The organism is Shewanella sp. Isolate8 (genome assembly GCF_022398495.1).
In the GTDB taxonomy this organism is placed as follows: Bacteria; Pseudomonadota; Gammaproteobacteria; order Enterobacterales; family Shewanellaceae; genus Shewanella; species Shewanella aquimarina.
Genome location: NZ_JAKEVI010000005.1, coordinates 73,104 through 88,847 on the forward strand (window position 1 = coordinate 73,104; position 15,744 = coordinate 88,847).

Genomic DNA, 15,744 nt, shown 5'->3' on the forward strand with positions numbered 1-15,744 from the left:
GGTAAGGCGTTTTTGAGCGAGAGTTATCCCATTCCGGCTCAGCCGATCACCATAGAAGAAGAGATAAAGCATAGCCGCTTTATCTCTTTTCTCTTTCACTGCCCGTCTGAAGAATCTCTGAAGTGTGCACTTACTAACATTAAGCTGGAGTATCCGGGAGCGAATCACTATTGCTATGCCTTTATCGCCGGTGCGCCGGGCAATAATGTGGCCATAGGCAGTAGCGATGATGGTGAGCCCTCTGGCAGCGCCGGTCGCCCTATGTTGGCGAGCCTGCAAGGTGCCGGGATAGGCGAGGTAGGCGCGGTTGTGGTGCGCTATTTTGGCGGCACCAAGCTTGGGGTCGGCGGCTTAGTGCGCGCCTACAGCTCAGGCGTTAAACAGGGGCTGGCACAGCTGGAGACAGAGGTTAAACAGATCCGATATCCTGGAAGGCTGGCGTGTGACTATCATCAGCTCAAAGATGTGGAGCACTTTCTCGAGCTTTGCGACGGCCAGATCTGCGACAAGATATTTACCGACAGGGTGAGCCTGAGTTTCGAGATGCCCAGGGCGACCCAGAATCGTTTCAATCAGGAGTTGGCGACGTTAAGCCAGGGACGCCTTAAGGCGGAGTTTTCCGACTAATTCGGGAGCGGACTAACATGTTCGCAAAGGGCTTTTTGCCTCGGGTCACAAAGTGCCAATAAATTTTATACAACTGCCGGGATAAACTATGCGAGAATGCGCCAGTGCGTCTTCGCAAACGGAATAATAAAAACGCCCTAATGCAATATAGAACCATAATAAGAATTACAGGCCTGCTCATGGGGCTGTTTTCTTTGTCGCTTCTGCCGCCAGCGCTAGTTGCCGTGATCTACAAAGATGGCGGAGGCACCGCCTTTCTGCAGGCCTTCTTTCTCAGTCTGTTGCTCGGCTTCGTGCTCTGGTATCCCAACCGACGCCACAAGAAGGATCTGCGTACCCGTGAAGGCTTCATGCTGGTGGTGCTCTTCTGGGGCGTGCTGGGCTCCATAGGTGCCGTGCCTTTTATCTTCTCTAGTCAGCCCGATCTCTCGCTCACCGACAGTTTCTTCGAGTCTTTCTCGGCGCTCACCACCACGGGGGCGACCGTGCTGGTGGGGCTGGATAGCCTGCCGAAGGCGATCCTCTTCTACCGCCACCTGTTGCAATGGCTGGGGGGCATGGGGATCATCGTGTTGGCGGTGGCCATCTTGCCCGTGCTGGGGATCGGGGGCATGCAGCTCTACCGGGCGGAGATCCCCGGGCCGGTGAAAGACAGTAAGATGACACCGCGAATCGCGGAGACCGCCAAGGCGCTCTGGTATATCTATCTGGCGCTCACCATTGCCTGTGCCATCGCCTATTGGATCGCCGGCATGGATGTGTTTGATGCCATCTGTCACTCCTTCTCGACCATCGCCATCGGCGGCTTCTCGACCCATGATGCCAGCATGGGCTATTTCGACAGCACCGCGATTAACATGGTGTGTGTGGTCTTCCTGTTGATCGCGGCGCTGAACTTCAGCCTGCACTTTGCGGCCTTTACCCGCCGTGGCATCAACCTCAAGGTTTACCTGAGAGACGCCGAGTTTAAGGCGCTTATCGTGATCCAGCTGGCGCTGACGCTGATCTGTTTCGCGACCCTCTACCATACCGGCATCTATGACAGCGCCGAGGAGACCTTCGACTTCGCCCTGTTCCAGGCGGTGTCTATCTCTACCACGGCCGGTTTTGGCACCGAAAGCTTCCACATGTGGCCGCTGTTTTTGCCCATGCTGCTGATCTTCTCCAGCTTTATCGGTGGCTGTGGTGGCTCGACCGCGGGTGGTATCAAGGTGATGCGGATGATCTTGCTGTTGCTGCAGGGCTCCCGAGAGCTCAAACGCCTGGTACATCCAAGGGGCATGTTCTCCATCCGCATTAATGGCAAGGCGCTACCGGATCGCATCATAGATGCGGTGTGGGGTTTCTTCTCTGCTTACGCCCTCGTTTTTGTGGTTTGCATGTTGATCCTGATGGCGCTGGGCATGGATAATATCACCGCCTTCAGCGCCACCGCGGCCTGTCTGAATAACCTGGGGCCTGGGCTGGGTGAGGTCGCCAGTAACTATGCCAGCATAGGCGATGGCGAGAAGTGGGTGTTGGTGGTGGCCATGCTATTCGGCCGATTGGAAGTGTTTACCTTATTGGTGTTGTTTACACCGACATTTTGGAAGAATTAATGAGTCGTACCCTAATTATCTATTCGACCGTAGACGGTCAGACGAAAGCCATCTGTGATCGGATTGCCGAGCAGTGCAAATCGGACTATCAGCTGGTGACCATGGTTAGCCTGGAAGAGGCACAGTCGGTCAACCTGTCCTATTTTGACAAGGTCCTCATAGGGGCGAGCATTCGTTACGGTAAACACAGACCCGAGCTGTTCCAGTATGTGAATCGTCACAGAGCCGTGTTAAACAGCAAGAAGAATGCCTTCTTTACCGTAAACGTGGTGGCGAGAAAGCCGGAGAAGAACACGCCGGAAACCAATCCCTACATGAAGAAGTTTCTGCAGCTGACGCTGTGGCAGCCGCAGCAGCTGGGGGTGTTTGCCGGTAAGATAGATTATCCCAAGTATCGATTCTTCGATAAGTTCATGATCCGTTTCATCATGTGGATCACCAAGGGCCCAACAGATACCTCGGGCACGTTTGAATTTACCGATTGGGATAAGGTGCAGGAGTTTGCGAAAGCCTTTAGCGAACGTTAAAGGCTTTCATCTTCCCAGGGCTTATGCGCAGTAACGCTTGTAGAGGATGGAGATCACCTCGGTGACCTGCTCGTTCTTCAGTGTGTAGTAGACGATCTGTGAGCTCTTACGGGTCGCTACCAAGTCTTCTGCGCGCAATACCGCCAGGTGTTGTGACAGCGCCGACTGGCTCAGGGGCACGTTCTCATTCAGCTGGGTCACACTCAGTTCATTGTCGAGTAGCTGGCACAAGATCATCAGTCTATAAGGGTTTGCTATTGCCTTTAGCCACTTGGCTGCGCTCTGGGCATTGGTGACCATTGCATCTACATCAATATCTTTTTGCATACGGCAACTCTCTTGTACTCTATTAATTAGATTATTCTAATTGAATGGGAAAGTGAAAGCAATGATACTCAGCCAGCCTGGGTAACTCAACGAGAGCCGACCTGTGTCCTTTTAGGATTGCTCATAATTTTGTAGTTATTTTACCCCGAGTTAAATATCCAATTGGTGGTGTATTTCACAAAAACCTTAACTAAATTGTGATCCAATTTGAGGTTTCTCTCGCGCTTTGCTGCAACAATGTGACTCTCTTTTCCAATACAGATGAGTCGTTTATGGCCTCAGTACTAATTGTTTATTACTCTCGCGGCGGTCATACGGCCAAGATAGCCCAAGCGATGGCGGCGCACCTGAACACCTTGGGACATAGCTGTGATGCCCTGCGCATTGGCGAGTTTGAGCGTATAGATTGGGAAAAATACGACTACGTCGCCGTAGGTGCCTGTGTGCTCTATGGTAGCTACCACAAGTCAGTGTTCGAATTTGTGACCCGCTATCAGGCCGAGTTGGCGGCCAAGCCAAACAGCTTCTTTAGTGTCAACGTGGTGGCCCGTAACCCAGAGAAGCGGATCCCCGAGAACAACAAGTATCTGCAGAAATTTATCGAGCTTTCTCCCTGGAAGCCTGATGATGTCAAGGTGATCGCCGGTAAGGTGGATTACCCCTCCTGGCGTTGGTATGACAGGTGGATGATCCAGCTGATCATGAAGATCACCGACGGCCCAACCGATCCCAAGGCGGTGATCGATTACACCGACTGGGAAGACGTTAAGTTATATGCTGAGCACCTGTTAACCCTCAAGGATTAGTCTCTACTCTCCGTTCATCGCGCCCTGACAACAGCCCTTGCCTTGGCGCGATCTTGCTTGTCACCTGGTCAGACCTCTGGTAGCCTTTGCCCTTCATTTAAGGGAGCCAGGTGAGATGAACCTCTATTTTCGTTTGTTTTGGTTGATGTTTTGGCGGGTGCGCCATTGCCGGAGTATCGATTTTCTGGGTACGAGTAAGATCAGTTATCGCGCCTTGCCGATGGACTGCGACATCAACCTGCATCTGACCAACTCACGTTATCCCGCCCTGATGGATCTGGCTCGCACCTATATGCTGGCCGAGATGGGGCTACTGAAACGTTTCTTGAAGCTCAAGTGGCTACCTATAGTCAACGCCGCCGAGTTTACCTATATCCGCGACATCAAACCGCTGCGTCGTTTCGATATCGAGAGCCGCCTGGTGGGGTGGGACGAGAAATATTTCTATATCGAGCAGCGCTTCGTCAGCGACGACACGCTCCACTGTATCGTGCATGTGCGCGGCGTATTCGTGAACAACCGTAAACAGGTGCCGATTCCGGATATGCTGAAGGAGGCAGGCTTCGGCGGCCCAGCGCCGAGCTTGCCGCCGGAAGTCGAGAAGTGGAAAGCCTTCCTCACGCTGAAGAAAGAGCGTAATTTACCTGCCAATTAGGGGATGGGGCGAAAACCCGCCTGCACCGCGGCGCTGGTTAACTCTATCTCTTCCTGTACCTGGATCCAGGCACCTCGAGTGTTAGCCTGATTCAGGTACCTGTCGATGGGATCTAACTGGTACAGCTTGAAGCGGTTTCTGGCGTGATTCAGGCAAGGGATCAGCGCGCAATCTGCCAGGGTAAAGGCGTCGCCACAGAGCCAGTGATTCTCTCTTAACTTGTCGTTCAGCTCGTTTAGAAGCAGCATGATCTCCTTCTCTAATTGTCTCGCCTTGAGCGGATTTTCCTCTTCTCGTGCATCCATCTGCTCCAGCAGGTAGAGGGGATTATTCAGGTCGTTATCGATGAGACGGTCATACAGGCGCACCTGTAGGCGCTGTGGGTAATCCTGTGGCAGCAGCCTTGTGCCGGTAGAAAATTCATGGTCTATGTAGTCGATGATGATGCTGGACTCTGGCAAGAGCTCACCGGTACGTGTCTTGAGCAGGGGTAATTTCCCCAGGGGATATTGCTGTTTAAATTCGTTGCGGGAAAAGGGATCGCTCAGCTCTATCACCCTGGGATAGAAGTTAGCTTGTTTCTCGTATAGGGCGATCAAGACTTTCTGGGAATATCGTGACAGGGGATGGTAAAACAGTTCCATCAAATGCACCTCCCACTTGCCCAGAACCGATAAGCTAATCTTAGTCCGAAATCCCGCATCTGGCCTGCTTTTTACCTTGCCTTATGCCGTTGTGTGCGGCGTCAGGCGGGTGGTCAGCAACTCGATCAGCGCCCTGACTCTGGGTGGGATCACCTCAAGGTAGGGATGCACCAGGTAGAGGGCGCCGCGTCCCAGGTGATAGTCGGGTAGCAGATGCACCAGCTGCCCACTGGCAAGGTGCTGGTTTATCAAGGGAACGGGCAGTAGAGCCACGCCCAGCCCCTGGCACACCAGGCTCAGGGTACCCTGTAGGCTGTTGCAGTTGAAGAAGGGGGTGAGCTGCAGGCGGATGCGCTCCCCCTCGCTGTTTTCAAACTGCCAGTGCCTGGGGAGCCTGTCGCCGGCTAGGCCTATCCAATGATGATGGTTGAGATTGTCCGGGTGCAATGGCGCACCATGGTGGGCCAGGTATTCCGGGCTGGCGACCAGTAACTCATCGAAGCGGCCCAGCTTGGTCTCGTTAACGCAGGGCTGACTGGCGGCGCCTATCTGAATTGCCACGTCGATCTGGTGGTCGCCCAGATCCAGTTGTCTGTCCTGTATCAGCAAGGAGAGATGCACCTTAGGGTAATCTCGATGAAACGCCTTGATGATGGGGGCGATGACCTCATAGCCTAGGGCTTGCGGAACGGCAAGCGTGATGCTGCCTTGTAGCTCGGCATCGCTGGGCTTTAGGGAGGTCTCCGCCTGTTTGGCGAGTTTGAGCAACTCGGCGCAGTAGCGGTAAAAGGATTGACCCTCCTGGGTCAGAGACAGACTGCGGGTGGTTCTGTTTAACAGGCGCGACTGACACCTGTGTTCCAGCTTCTTCAGGTGCTGACTCACCATAGAGCGGCTAATGTTTAGTGATTCGGCGGCGCGGGTTAGCGAGCCCTGTTCGACCACGCTGGCAAAGACCAACATGCGGTAGAGTTGTGATGCGTCCATAATTAACCTCACCAGCTTTAGGGCAAGCCGATAGCAATTATCTCTGGTTATTGTTTACTAATGTTGTAAGAATAGCCCAATATATGGGTTATTTATTGTTGATGATAACCAATAAGTCAAAGTCTGAGCGTGATGGCGAGTCTGCAGGTGGGTGATCTATGGCAAGGTGAGACACGTAATCAGGGGGCAAAAAGTATTTAAGGAGCGGCCAACAGTATGGCGCGATTAGAATCATTCGACAGCATTTATCAGCGCGCCTGTGAGCGCAAAGGCGGAGAAGAGGGCCTGGCTGCCCGTCTGCCAGAGGGGCTACCTCAGGCGAAGATCGCTCAATACTCGGATGCCGAGTTGCTGTCTGAGTTGAGTAAGAAGGTGTTTCAATCTGGGTTTGTATGGCGCATCGTCGACAACAAGTGGCCCGCCTATGAGGCGGCCTTCTTCAATTTCGAGCCCCATAAGATCTTGATGTTGTCGCCGGAGCAGATTCAGCAGCGTGCCAGCGACCCCGAGCTAATACGTCATCTGAAAAAGACCATGGCGATCTATGACAACGCTCTGATGGTGCATGATATTAAGCTCGCCCACGGCAGCTTTGCCAAGTTTATTGCCGACTGGCCCAGCGAGAATATCGTTGGACTCTGGGCCGAGCTGAAACGCCTGGGCTGCCGACTGGGTGGCAATACCGGCCCCTATTTTCTGCGTACCATAGGCAAGGACACCTTTCTGCTGACCGAGGATATCAAGGGGTATTTTCAGGTCCATAAGCTGATCGACGCCGGTTTTACCTCGAAGCGGGGCTTGGCTCAGGTGCAGGAAACCTTCAACGATTGGCAGGCTCAATCGGGTCGCTCCCTGGCAGAGATCAGCCGTATTCTCGCCTGTGGCGTGGGCGACAACAGGATATAACTAAGTGCTCATCCCTGTACTTAGGGGATAACGAACTGACCCCATGGAAGGGAGGAATACCAGAAAATGTGGGAAACATTTTTGGCCTTGTACATATCCCCTCTATGCTCACTGACCTTCATGGATGAAGGAAATGCCAAAAAATGTCAGGAACATTTTTGGCCATGTATAAATCCATAAGCACATCCATATACAAAAAAGCCAGCCCGAGGGCTGGCAAAACGTGCAGAGATTGGAAACTGCGAGTGCTTAGAAACTCTTGCTGACGCCGATAACGACTCGGTCATCAAAAATCTTGGTCTGTGTGCCGTACACCTTATGGCTCTCATCCACTGTGCTGCCGTGGTATCTGAGATCAAAACTGAGGCCCGCGAAAGTCTTACTTACCCCAAGGTTCCAGTGGCCCCAACCCTCGGCGCCATTACCATCGAGATCCTGATAACCTACGCTGCCCGAGAGGCTAATGCCATTTTCAAACTGATAGCTTGGATGGATGGCATAGTTGACGCCTTGCCAGCCGTCCACGCCAAACCAGTCATCGACGGTGGGTGTAACCTCTAGTTGCAGGTTGGCCTGGCCAAACTGTTTGCCTACCTTGAGCCATAACTCTGTGTAGTTAGAGTATGAGGCGCCAGGGTAGAGATAGGAGAAGAGCATGACATCATAGGTAATGCCTGAATCGCCGAAGGTGCCAGCCTTACCTATGTAGGGTGCCGTGACGATTTCCAGGTTAGGATCGGCAAACTTGATGTTTGAAGCGTAAACACCGCCGTACCAACCTTGATCATTTCCCCATCCCAGCGTGCCTTGCACAACAGGGACATCGCCATCCATGGTCTCTGACTCACCACGAAAGACATAGTCTGAGGCAAAGGTCAGCTTGCCTGTGATATTGCCACCTAACACTTGTGTGCTTTGCGGCTCGGCCATGACGCCGCCAGCGGCTAACAGGCTGCCAAGGAGTATCGAACATTTTAACTGAGTTAAGGTCTTCATCATCTTCATCTCATCTAGCTGTTGTTTGGCTGATGAGGCGACTATAAGTCCAAGTTGTGAATGGCCTTGTTGGCACAGATGAACTGATCAAATAAAGATGTGAACAATTATGAACAACTTTGATTTAACCTCATGTTTAATATGGTGTTAGTTTTCATCATGTTCGAATGACGAAGATCACTATTTAGACACAAAAAACGCTAAAACTGAGCCAAAAGTTGCAATCTTTAACTGTTTCTTAACAAGAAAACATGATTAAAAATAAAAATTTGCATTAACTTACAATATCTCCGCCTACTTGTTCTTGTTGCACTAAGCTAGGTGTGAGATAAATAGTTTCTAAATCTTTTTTTAATTTTGCTCACATTAGATATCCCATAGCGCCTCGATCGTGCATGGGGATTTTTTGTTGCGGCTTTGATCAGGAGTTCTCATGCGGCAAATAGTAAAAATTGCCTCGTTAGTTAGTGTGGCGTTATGGATAACAGGTTGTGGCCAGGACGAGAACCCAGGTCATTCGGCGGCAGCTCCACAAAGCATGGAGGTTGGGGTGGTTCAGGTTGTCGAACAGTCCCAGGCTATTCAGGTTGAGCTACCGGGTCGCAGCAAGGCCTACCTTGAAGCCGAGGTGCGTCCTCAGGTTACGGGAATCATTACAGAGCGCGGCTTCGTCGAGGGTGGTGAGGTGACCGAGGGTCAATCTCTCTATCAGATCGATTCGTCGACCTATAAGGCGGCGCTGGTCAGTGCCGAGGCCGATCTGGCCCGTGCCAATGCCAGCCTCGTCTCGGCCAAGGCCAAGGCGGCCAGATATAAGGCCCTAATCAAGACCGATGCCATCAGCCAACAAGATTTCGACGAGGCCGACGCCCTCTATAAAGAGGCACTGGCTAACGTGACCGTGGCTAAGGCGGCGATCAATACCGCTAAGATTAACCTGGAATACACCCAGGTGAAGGCGCCTATCTCAGGCCGTATCGGTAAGTCGTCTGTGACCGCGGGGGCCCTGGTCACCGCGAATCAGAGCGATGCCCTGGCGACGATTCAGCAGCTAGATCCGATTAATGTCGATATCGCCCAGTCTAGCGCCCAGCTACTGCGCCTCAAGGCCAAGCTTAAGCAGGGACAACTTCAGGCGGCCGACAATGCCGATGTGCGTCTGATCCTGGAAGATGGCACAGAGTATGAACATATGGGTTCTCTCAGATTCGCCGAGGTGAGCGTGGATGAAAACACCGGCTCGGTAACCCTAAGGGCCGAATTCCCTAACCCGGATGGCGTCTTGCTGCCTGGCATGTATGTGCGCGCCGTGTTGAACGCAGGTACAGATCCTAAGGCGATTCTGGTGCCACAGAAGGCGGTCACCCGTAATACCAAGGGCCAGGCCGTAGCCATGGTGATTGGCGGCGAGGGCAAGGTTGAGTCGAGAGTGGTGACCACAGCCGAGGTGATCGATCACCAGTGGCGCATCACCAGTGGCCTGAAGGCCGGCGATCAGCTGATCGTCGAGGGTTTACAGAAGATACGTCCAGGCGCCCCGGTAGTGGGTAAGCCGCTCAGCGAGATGCAATCAGACAAGCAACCACAGAAGTAAGGTAAAGTTATGGCTCGTTTTTTCATCGATCGCCCTATCTTTGCCTGGGTGATTGCAATTATTGTTATGTTGGCCGGGGTGCTATCTATCATGAAGCTTCCCGTGTCGCAGTACCCGAGTATTGCGCCGCCGACCGTGGTGATTAGCGCCATCTATCCGGGCGCGTCTGCCAAGACCATGGAAGATACGGTTACCCAGGTGATCGAGCAGCGCATGACGGGTATCGACCATCTGCGTTACATCTCGTCCACCAGTGACAGCTTCGGTAACGCGCAGATCACCCTGACGTTTAACGCCGAGGCCGATCCAGACATCGCCCAGGTCCAGGTGCAGAACAAGCTGCAGCTGGCGATGCCTCTGCTACCGCAAGAGGTGCAGGCACAAGGGGTTAAGGTCAACAAATCCAGCTCGGGTTTCTTGATGGTATTGGGCTTCGTGTCCCAGGATGGTTCGCTCGGTAAGAATGATATCTCCGACTATGTGGGCTCTAACATCTTAGACCCCATGAGTCGTGTGCCCGGTGTGGGTGAGATCCAGCTGTTCGGTGCTCAATATGCCATGCGTATATGGCTAGATCCCCTCAAGCTGACGCAATACAACCTCACCAGCCTGGACATCATGGCCTCGATTCGTGAGCAGAATGCTCAGGTGTCTGCGGGTCAGTTGGGTGGTGCGCCATCTATCGCGGGCCAGGAACTTAACGCCACGGTAACGGCGCAGAGTCGTCTACAGACGGCGGAAGAGTTCAGAAAAATCATCATCAAGTCAGATCCTTCGGGTGCCAAGGTTTACCTGGAAGATGTGGCTCGCGTCGAGCTGGGCTCGGAAAGTTATTCGGTAGAGTCCTTCTACAACGGTCGTCCGGCTGCCGGTCTGGCGATCAAGCTGGCTACGGGGGCTAACGCCCTGGCGACCGCCGAGCGCGTGCGTGAGAAGGTCGACGAGATGCAGCCCTTCTTCCCGCAAGGGCTGGAAGTGGTTTATCCCTATGACACCACTCCCTTCGTCGAGAAATCGATCGAGGGCGTAGTGCATACCCTACTGGAAGCCGTGGTACTGGTGTTTGTCATCATGTATCTCTTCTTGCAGAACTTCCGTGCGACCCTGATCCCGACGATCGCGGTGCCTGTGGTCTTGCTGGGTACCTTCGCCATCCTGTCGGCGACCGGTTTCTCGATCAACACCCTGACCATGTTCGCCATGGTACTGGCCATCGGTCTGTTGGTGGACGACGCCATCGTTGTGGTGGAGAACGTCGAACGTGTGATGTCGGAAGAGGGACTGAGCCCGATAGAAGCCACTAAGAAGTCGATGGATCAGATCACCGGCGCCCTGGTGGGTATCGGTCTGACCCTGTCGGCGGTATTCGTGCCTATGGCGTTTATGTCGGGCTCGACCGGGGTTATCTATCGTCAGTTCTCCGTGACTATCGTATCGGCCATGGCGCTTTCTGTGCTGGTGGCGATCATCCTGACACCGGCCCTGTGTGCCACCATGCTGAAGCCGATTGCCAAGGGGCATCATGCGGTCGAGACCGGCTTCTTTGGTTGGTTTAACCGTAGCTTCGACAAGATGACCTCGCGTTATGAGGCCAGCGTGGCGGCTATGATCAAGCGCGCCGGACGCGTCATGTTGATCTACCTGGCGCTAACCGTAGCCGTAGGCTGGATCTTCATGCGTATGCCAACCGCCTTCTTGCCGGACGAAGACCAGGGTATCTTGTTTACCCAGGCGATCCTGCCGACCAACTCGACTCAAGAGAGCACCAAGAAGGTGATGAGCAAGATCTCCGACTTCTATCTCAACGAGACGGGTGACAGCGTTAAGTCGGTATTTAGCGTATCTGGCTTCAGTTTCGCCGGTAGTGGTCAAAACATGGGTCTGGCCTTCGTGGGCATGAAAGACTGGTCTGAGCGTACCGGCCCGGGTCAAGACGTTAAGTCGGTTGCCGGACGTGCCATGGGCATGTTCATGCAGATGAAGGAAGCCTTCGTGTTTGCCTTCGTGCCCCCCGCGGTGATCGAGTTGGGTACGGCAAACGGTTTCGATTTCTATCTACAAGACAGAAATGGCCAAGGCCATGAGAAGCTGCTCGAGGCGCGCAACATGCTGCTGGGTATGGCGGCGCAGAACCCTAACCTGGTGGGCGTGCGTCCAAATGGTCAGGAAGATGCGCCTATGTATCGCATCCATATCGATCACGCTAAGCTTCGCGCCCTGAGTATCGATATCGACGCGGTCAACAGCGTGCTGGGTACTGCCTGGGGTGGTAGCTATGTGAACGACTTCATCGACCGTGGTCGTGTGAAGAAGGTCTATGTACAGGGTGATGCCCAGTACCGTATGCAGCCGGAAGACCTCGATACCTGGTATGTGCGTAACAGCCAGGGTGAGATGGTGCCTTTCTCGGCCTTCGCCACAGGTACCTGGGAATATGGTTCGCCGCGTCTAGAGCGTTTCAACGGTCTGCCAGCGATGAACATCCAGGGTGGTACGGCCCAAGGCTATAGTACGGGTGCGGCCATGGCCGACATCGAGGCCATGGTGGCCAAGCTACCGCCAGGATTCGGCGTCGAGTGGAACGGCCTGTCATACGAGGAACGTCTCTCGGGTAACCAGGCGCCGGCGCTGTATGCCCTGTCTATCATGGTGGTCTTCCTGGTACTGGCGGCCCTGTATGAGAGCTGGTCTGTGCCGTTCGCGGTGATTCTGGTGGTACCACTGGGGATCATAGGTGCCTTGCTGGCGATGAATGGTCGCGGCCTGCCTAACGACGTGTTCTTCCAGGTGGGTCTGTTGACTACCGTAGGTCTGGCGACCAAGAACGCCATCCTGATCGTCGAATTCGCCAAAGAGTTCTACGAGAAGGGCGCGGGTCTGGTTGAGGCGACACTTCACGCGGTGCGTGTGCGTCTGCGTCCTATCCTGATGACCTCGCTGGCCTTCGGTCTGGGTGTTGTGCCACTGGCCATCAGCTCGGGCGTAGGTTCGGGCAGTCAGAACGCTATCGGTACCGGCGTATTGGGCGGCATGATGAGTTCGACCTTCCTGGGGATCTTCTTTATCCCTATCTTCTTCGTGATCGTCGAGCGTATCTTCAGCAAGCGCGAGAAGAAGGGGGCGGCGTCTCAGCCCGTCGAGTCGACGCCTCAAGAGTAGGCCTAGCCATTTCGTCAAAAAGCCCGGTAATAACCGGGCTTTTTATTGTCTAACATATTGCACTTGCAGGCTATTTATTGAAAGATAATCGGCTAATAATAAGCCGTTAGGTAACCTAAGATGTCCCTATATTCTCGCGCTACGCTCCTCTGTTTCGCCGCCCTTGGCAGCTCCGCCATGGCGGAGACTGGCGGCCCTCAACCGGCCCAAATCTCGATAAATAAGACTTACATTAACGATGCCATCTTGCCGCCGAGCATCACCTGGCAAGGCGCCAGCGAGGCCTTGCTGCGCGCGGCAGATGATCCTTGGGCGACGCCCTTCGAGCAGGGCGGCCTCAAGTCCAGCCCTAGCTATGATGACACCTTCGCCTGGCTGGATAAGCTGCTCGCCACCAGCGACAAGCTCCGCAAGATTTCTTTGGGTAAGAGTCCTCAGGGGCGGGATATCTGGATGATAGTGGCGAGCGAGGAGGGCGGTGCGACGCCCGATGAACTTCAGGCCAACGGCAAGCCGACCCTGCTGGTGCAGGCGGGGATCCACTCGGGCGAGATAGATGGCAAGGATGCGGGCATGATGCTGCTACGCGACATGGTCATGGGAGACAAGCAGGCGCTGTTAACCGGTGCGAACCTACTCTTTGTGCCTATCTTCAACGTCGATGCCCACGAGCGCAGCGGCCAGTTTAACAGGGTTAACCAGCGTGGCCCGGTGGAGATGGGCTGGCGCACCACGGCCAATAACCTCAACCTTAATCGTGACTATGCCAAGGCCGATACCTTGGAGATGCAGCATATGTTGGCGGCGATTAATCGTTGGCAGCCGGATCTCTATATCGATGTGCATGTCACCGACGGCATCGATTATCAGTATGACGTCACCTTCGGCTATAACCTGGCCCAGGGCCTGAGCCCCGCCAGTTATCGCTGGCTCAATGATAAGTATCGTCCTCGAGTGGAACAGACGCTAAGAGCCCAGGGGCATGTGCCCGGCCCCCTGGTCTTCGCCCTTGACAATCGTGATTTGAGCCAGGGCTTGTCCTTGTGGAACGCCAGTCCACGCTACTCGAACGGCTATGGTGACGCGCGCCATCTGCCGACCATATTGATCGAGAATCACAGCCTCAAGCCTTTTAAGCAGCGGGTTCTGGGCACCTATGTGATGCTGACCTCGACCCTAGAGGTGCTAGGCGAGCAGGGCACGGCGCTGCGTAGCGCCATCAAGCAGGACAGCTATCGCTATAGCGACCGTATCACACTCACCTGGCAATCGGAGACTCAGCCAAAGGGCTGGGACTTCAAGGGGATAGACTATCGCCTGGAGCAGAGCCCCATCAGCGGCGAGACAGTGGTGCGCTGGACCGGTGAGCCCAAGCTGTATGAGAACCTGCCCGTGAAGGGTAAGACCCGTGCCGACATCAAGGTGAATCGCCCCAAGGCTTACTATATTCCACCCCAGTGGCAGGAGGTGATCGAGCGCCTGAGTATTCACGGTATCCGCATGACGCGCCTGGAGCAGGCCAAGACACTCACCCTGACCCAATATCGATTCGGTGAGCCGGCCTTTGATGCCAAGGATTACGAGGGGCGTCAGCGGGTCTCCGCCCCTGTGTCCAGCCATAAGACTAAGGTGGTGCTGCCGGCGGGCACTGTGAAGATCAGCACTCATCAGCCGCTCGGCGATCTGGCGATTCTCCTGTTGGAGCCGCAGTCGCCCGATTCGCTGCTGCAGTGGGGCTTCTTCAATCCCATCTTTACCCGCACCGAATATATCGAGCACTATGCGGTAGAGCCGCTGGCGGCCAAGATGCTCGAAGAAGATCCTGCCCTGGCGGCCGAGTTTGAGGCCGCGCTTAGGGATCCTGAGTTTGCCAAGGATGCCGAGGCGAGACTGCGCTGGTTCTATGAGCGCAGTCCCTATTACGACAAGCTGTACGGTGTCTATCCCGTGCTAAGGGATTAAACCAAAAAGCAGGCCTGGCCTGCTTTTTTATGCCTGTTTATTCGGGCCTGTCTATTCGGGTCTGACTAACGAGGCGTTACTCCAGTGCCTTTGGCTTGCTGGCCGACAGGCTGTAGACCATAGGGATCGGCTTGCCCTGATGCAGCTGATAATATCTGGGCCTGTCGCTGGTCAGTCCCAGGCTCTCACCTGTCACCAGATTGTCGAAGGCGTCGTAGGGACTGAAAGGAAACTCCTCAATCGCATCTATCCTGAGCCCGGCTTGGATGAGCGCCCCTATCACGTCGGCCAACGAGTGAGGCCAGGTCACCATGGTGTGTTTGGTGTCGCTGGCATTTTCCGTGTAGGTGCCTTCTTCCTCAACATCGCCCTCCTGCTGGGCGAAGTAGCTGTAACCCTCCATCATCGCCTGCACGGGATGAAACTCCACCATATAAAACTGGCCTCCCGGTAGCAGCGACTGATGGACCAGCTCGGCCCAACGCCGTAGATCTGGCAGCCAGCAGAGGGCGCCATAGGAGGTGTAGACCATATCGAATTGCTGTTGCAGTTGAGCACCAGCCTGATAAACATCGCTACAGATGAAATTGGCCTCGAGTCCGCAGGCCTTAGCCAGCTGTTGGGCGTGATGAATGGCGGTATCGGACAGATCGACTCCGGTCACCTCGGCGCCTAGGCGTGCCAGGGAGAGGGTGTCCAGACCGAAATGACACTGCAGATGTAGCAGGCTTTTCCCTTCCACCTCAAGCGCTGCCAACTCTATCTCCTGCAAGGAGCTGTTACCGGCGAGAAAGCCTTCGACATCGTAGAAGCTGGATTCTAGGTGCTCTAAGGTTCTGTGATTCCAGGCCGTTCGATTTAGGGTTAAGTAATCCACTGGGCGCCTCATAAGTTGATGAAGTATTTCACTAAATAGTAACTAATCCCACGAACCAGGTGGTGATGTCACCATCCTC

General features: G+C 54.3%; 14 protein-coding genes. 9 read left to right on the plus strand and 5 right to left on the minus strand.

Going from position 1 to position 15,744, the window contains the following annotated elements; translation table 11 throughout:
- Positions 1 to 12 precede the first annotated feature (12 nt).
- The 3 genes from L1D43_RS18135 (at position 13) to hemG (L1D43_RS18145) (ending at position 2,752) form a co-directional block, all read left to right on the plus strand.
- Positions 13 to 627 carry a YigZ family protein gene (locus L1D43_RS18135; RefSeq protein WP_239853860.1) on the plus strand — a complete coding sequence of 205 codons (615 nt, stop codon included), beginning with the start codon at positions 13 to 15 and terminating at the stop codon, positions 625 to 627.
- A 140-nt stretch (positions 628 to 767) separates the two neighbouring features.
- Positions 768 to 2,225, plus strand: coding sequence for a TrkH family potassium uptake protein (locus L1D43_RS18140; protein WP_239853862.1), 1,458 nt, complete (start codon positions 768 to 770; stop codon positions 2,223 to 2,225).
- Positions 2,225 to 2,752 (plus strand): menaquinone-dependent protoporphyrinogen IX dehydrogenase, encoded by a 528-nt coding sequence (hemG, locus tag L1D43_RS18145; RefSeq protein WP_239853863.1) that lies wholly within the window; start codon positions 2,225 to 2,227, stop codon positions 2,750 to 2,752. The genes L1D43_RS18140 and hemG (L1D43_RS18145) overlap by 1 nt, the downstream gene beginning before the upstream one ends.
- A 21-nt stretch (positions 2,753 to 2,773) precedes the next feature.
- On the opposite strand, the gene L1D43_RS18150 is transcribed toward hemG (L1D43_RS18145), so the two are convergent.
- Positions 2,774 to 3,079, minus strand: a complete 306-nt coding sequence (locus L1D43_RS18150; RefSeq protein ID WP_041509627.1) for a metalloregulator ArsR/SmtB family transcription factor — start codon at positions 3,077 to 3,079, stop codon at positions 2,774 to 2,776.
- Positions 3,080 to 3,351: 272 nt separating this feature from the next.
- On the opposite strand from L1D43_RS18150, the gene hemG (L1D43_RS18155) reads away from it, so the two are divergent.
- Together hemG (L1D43_RS18155) and L1D43_RS18160 are read left to right on the plus strand one after the other, a co-directional pair.
- Positions 3,352 to 3,885, plus strand: coding sequence for a menaquinone-dependent protoporphyrinogen IX dehydrogenase (gene hemG / locus L1D43_RS18155; protein WP_239853864.1), 534 nt, complete (start codon positions 3,352 to 3,354; stop codon positions 3,883 to 3,885).
- Between the two features lie 115 nt (positions 3,886 to 4,000).
- Positions 4,001 to 4,540, plus strand: coding sequence for a thioesterase family protein (locus L1D43_RS18160; RefSeq protein WP_239853865.1), 540 nt, complete (start codon positions 4,001 to 4,003; stop codon positions 4,538 to 4,540).
- Here L1D43_RS18160 and L1D43_RS18165 read toward each other — a convergent pair.
- Both L1D43_RS18165 and L1D43_RS18170 read right to left on the minus strand, forming a co-directional pair.
- Complete coding sequence (locus L1D43_RS18165; RefSeq protein ID WP_239853866.1) at positions 4,537 to 5,184, minus strand: glutathione S-transferase family protein; 648 nt, start codon at positions 5,182 to 5,184, stop codon at positions 4,537 to 4,539. The two genes, L1D43_RS18160 and L1D43_RS18165, sit on opposite strands and share 4 nt — an antisense overlap.
- An 81-nt stretch (positions 5,185 to 5,265) precedes the next feature.
- Positions 5,266 to 6,171: a LysR family transcriptional regulator gene (locus L1D43_RS18170; RefSeq protein ID WP_239853867.1), complete on the minus strand. Its 906-nt coding sequence runs from the start codon at positions 6,169 to 6,171 to the stop codon at positions 5,266 to 5,268.
- 216 nt (positions 6,172 to 6,387) lie between these two features.
- Here L1D43_RS18170 and L1D43_RS18175 point away from each other — a divergent pair, with 216 nt between their 5' ends.
- A complete protein-coding gene (locus L1D43_RS18175) occupies positions 6,388 to 7,077 on the plus strand; it encodes a DNA-3-methyladenine glycosylase I (RefSeq protein WP_239853868.1) in 690 nt (229 codons plus the stop codon).
- Between the two features lie 249 nt (positions 7,078 to 7,326).
- Here L1D43_RS18175 and L1D43_RS18180 read toward each other — a convergent pair whose 3' ends face one another.
- Positions 7,327 to 8,082: a TorF family putative porin gene (locus L1D43_RS18180; RefSeq protein ID WP_239853869.1), complete on the minus strand. Its 756-nt coding sequence runs from the start codon at positions 8,080 to 8,082 to the stop codon at positions 7,327 to 7,329.
- 424 nt (positions 8,083 to 8,506) lie between these two features.
- Between L1D43_RS18180 and L1D43_RS18185 the strand changes: the two genes are divergently transcribed.
- The 3 genes from L1D43_RS18185 to L1D43_RS18195 all read left to right on the plus strand — a co-directional run bounded on the left by L1D43_RS18185 (position 8,507) and on the right by L1D43_RS18195 (position 14,788).
- Complete coding sequence (locus tag L1D43_RS18185; RefSeq protein ID WP_041509633.1) at positions 8,507 to 9,667, plus strand: efflux RND transporter periplasmic adaptor subunit; 1,161 nt, start codon at positions 8,507 to 8,509, stop codon at positions 9,665 to 9,667.
- A gap of 9 nt (positions 9,668 to 9,676) precedes the next feature.
- Entirely contained in the window at positions 9,677 to 12,826 is a 3,150-nt protein-coding gene (locus L1D43_RS18190; protein WP_239853870.1) for an efflux RND transporter permease subunit, read from the plus strand.
- A 177-nt stretch (positions 12,827 to 13,003) separates the two neighbouring features.
- Positions 13,004 to 14,788 carry a M14 family metallopeptidase gene (locus L1D43_RS18195; RefSeq protein WP_239853957.1) on the plus strand — a complete coding sequence of 595 codons (1,785 nt, stop codon included), beginning with the start codon at positions 13,004 to 13,006 and terminating at the stop codon, positions 14,786 to 14,788.
- Positions 14,789 to 14,864: 76 nt separating this feature from the next.
- On the opposite strand, the gene L1D43_RS18200 is transcribed toward L1D43_RS18195, so the two are convergent.
- Positions 14,865 to 15,665: a class I SAM-dependent methyltransferase gene (locus tag L1D43_RS18200; protein WP_239853872.1), complete on the minus strand. Its 801-nt coding sequence runs from the start codon at positions 15,663 to 15,665 to the stop codon at positions 14,865 to 14,867.
- Between the last annotated feature and the right edge of the window lie 79 nt (positions 15,666 to 15,744).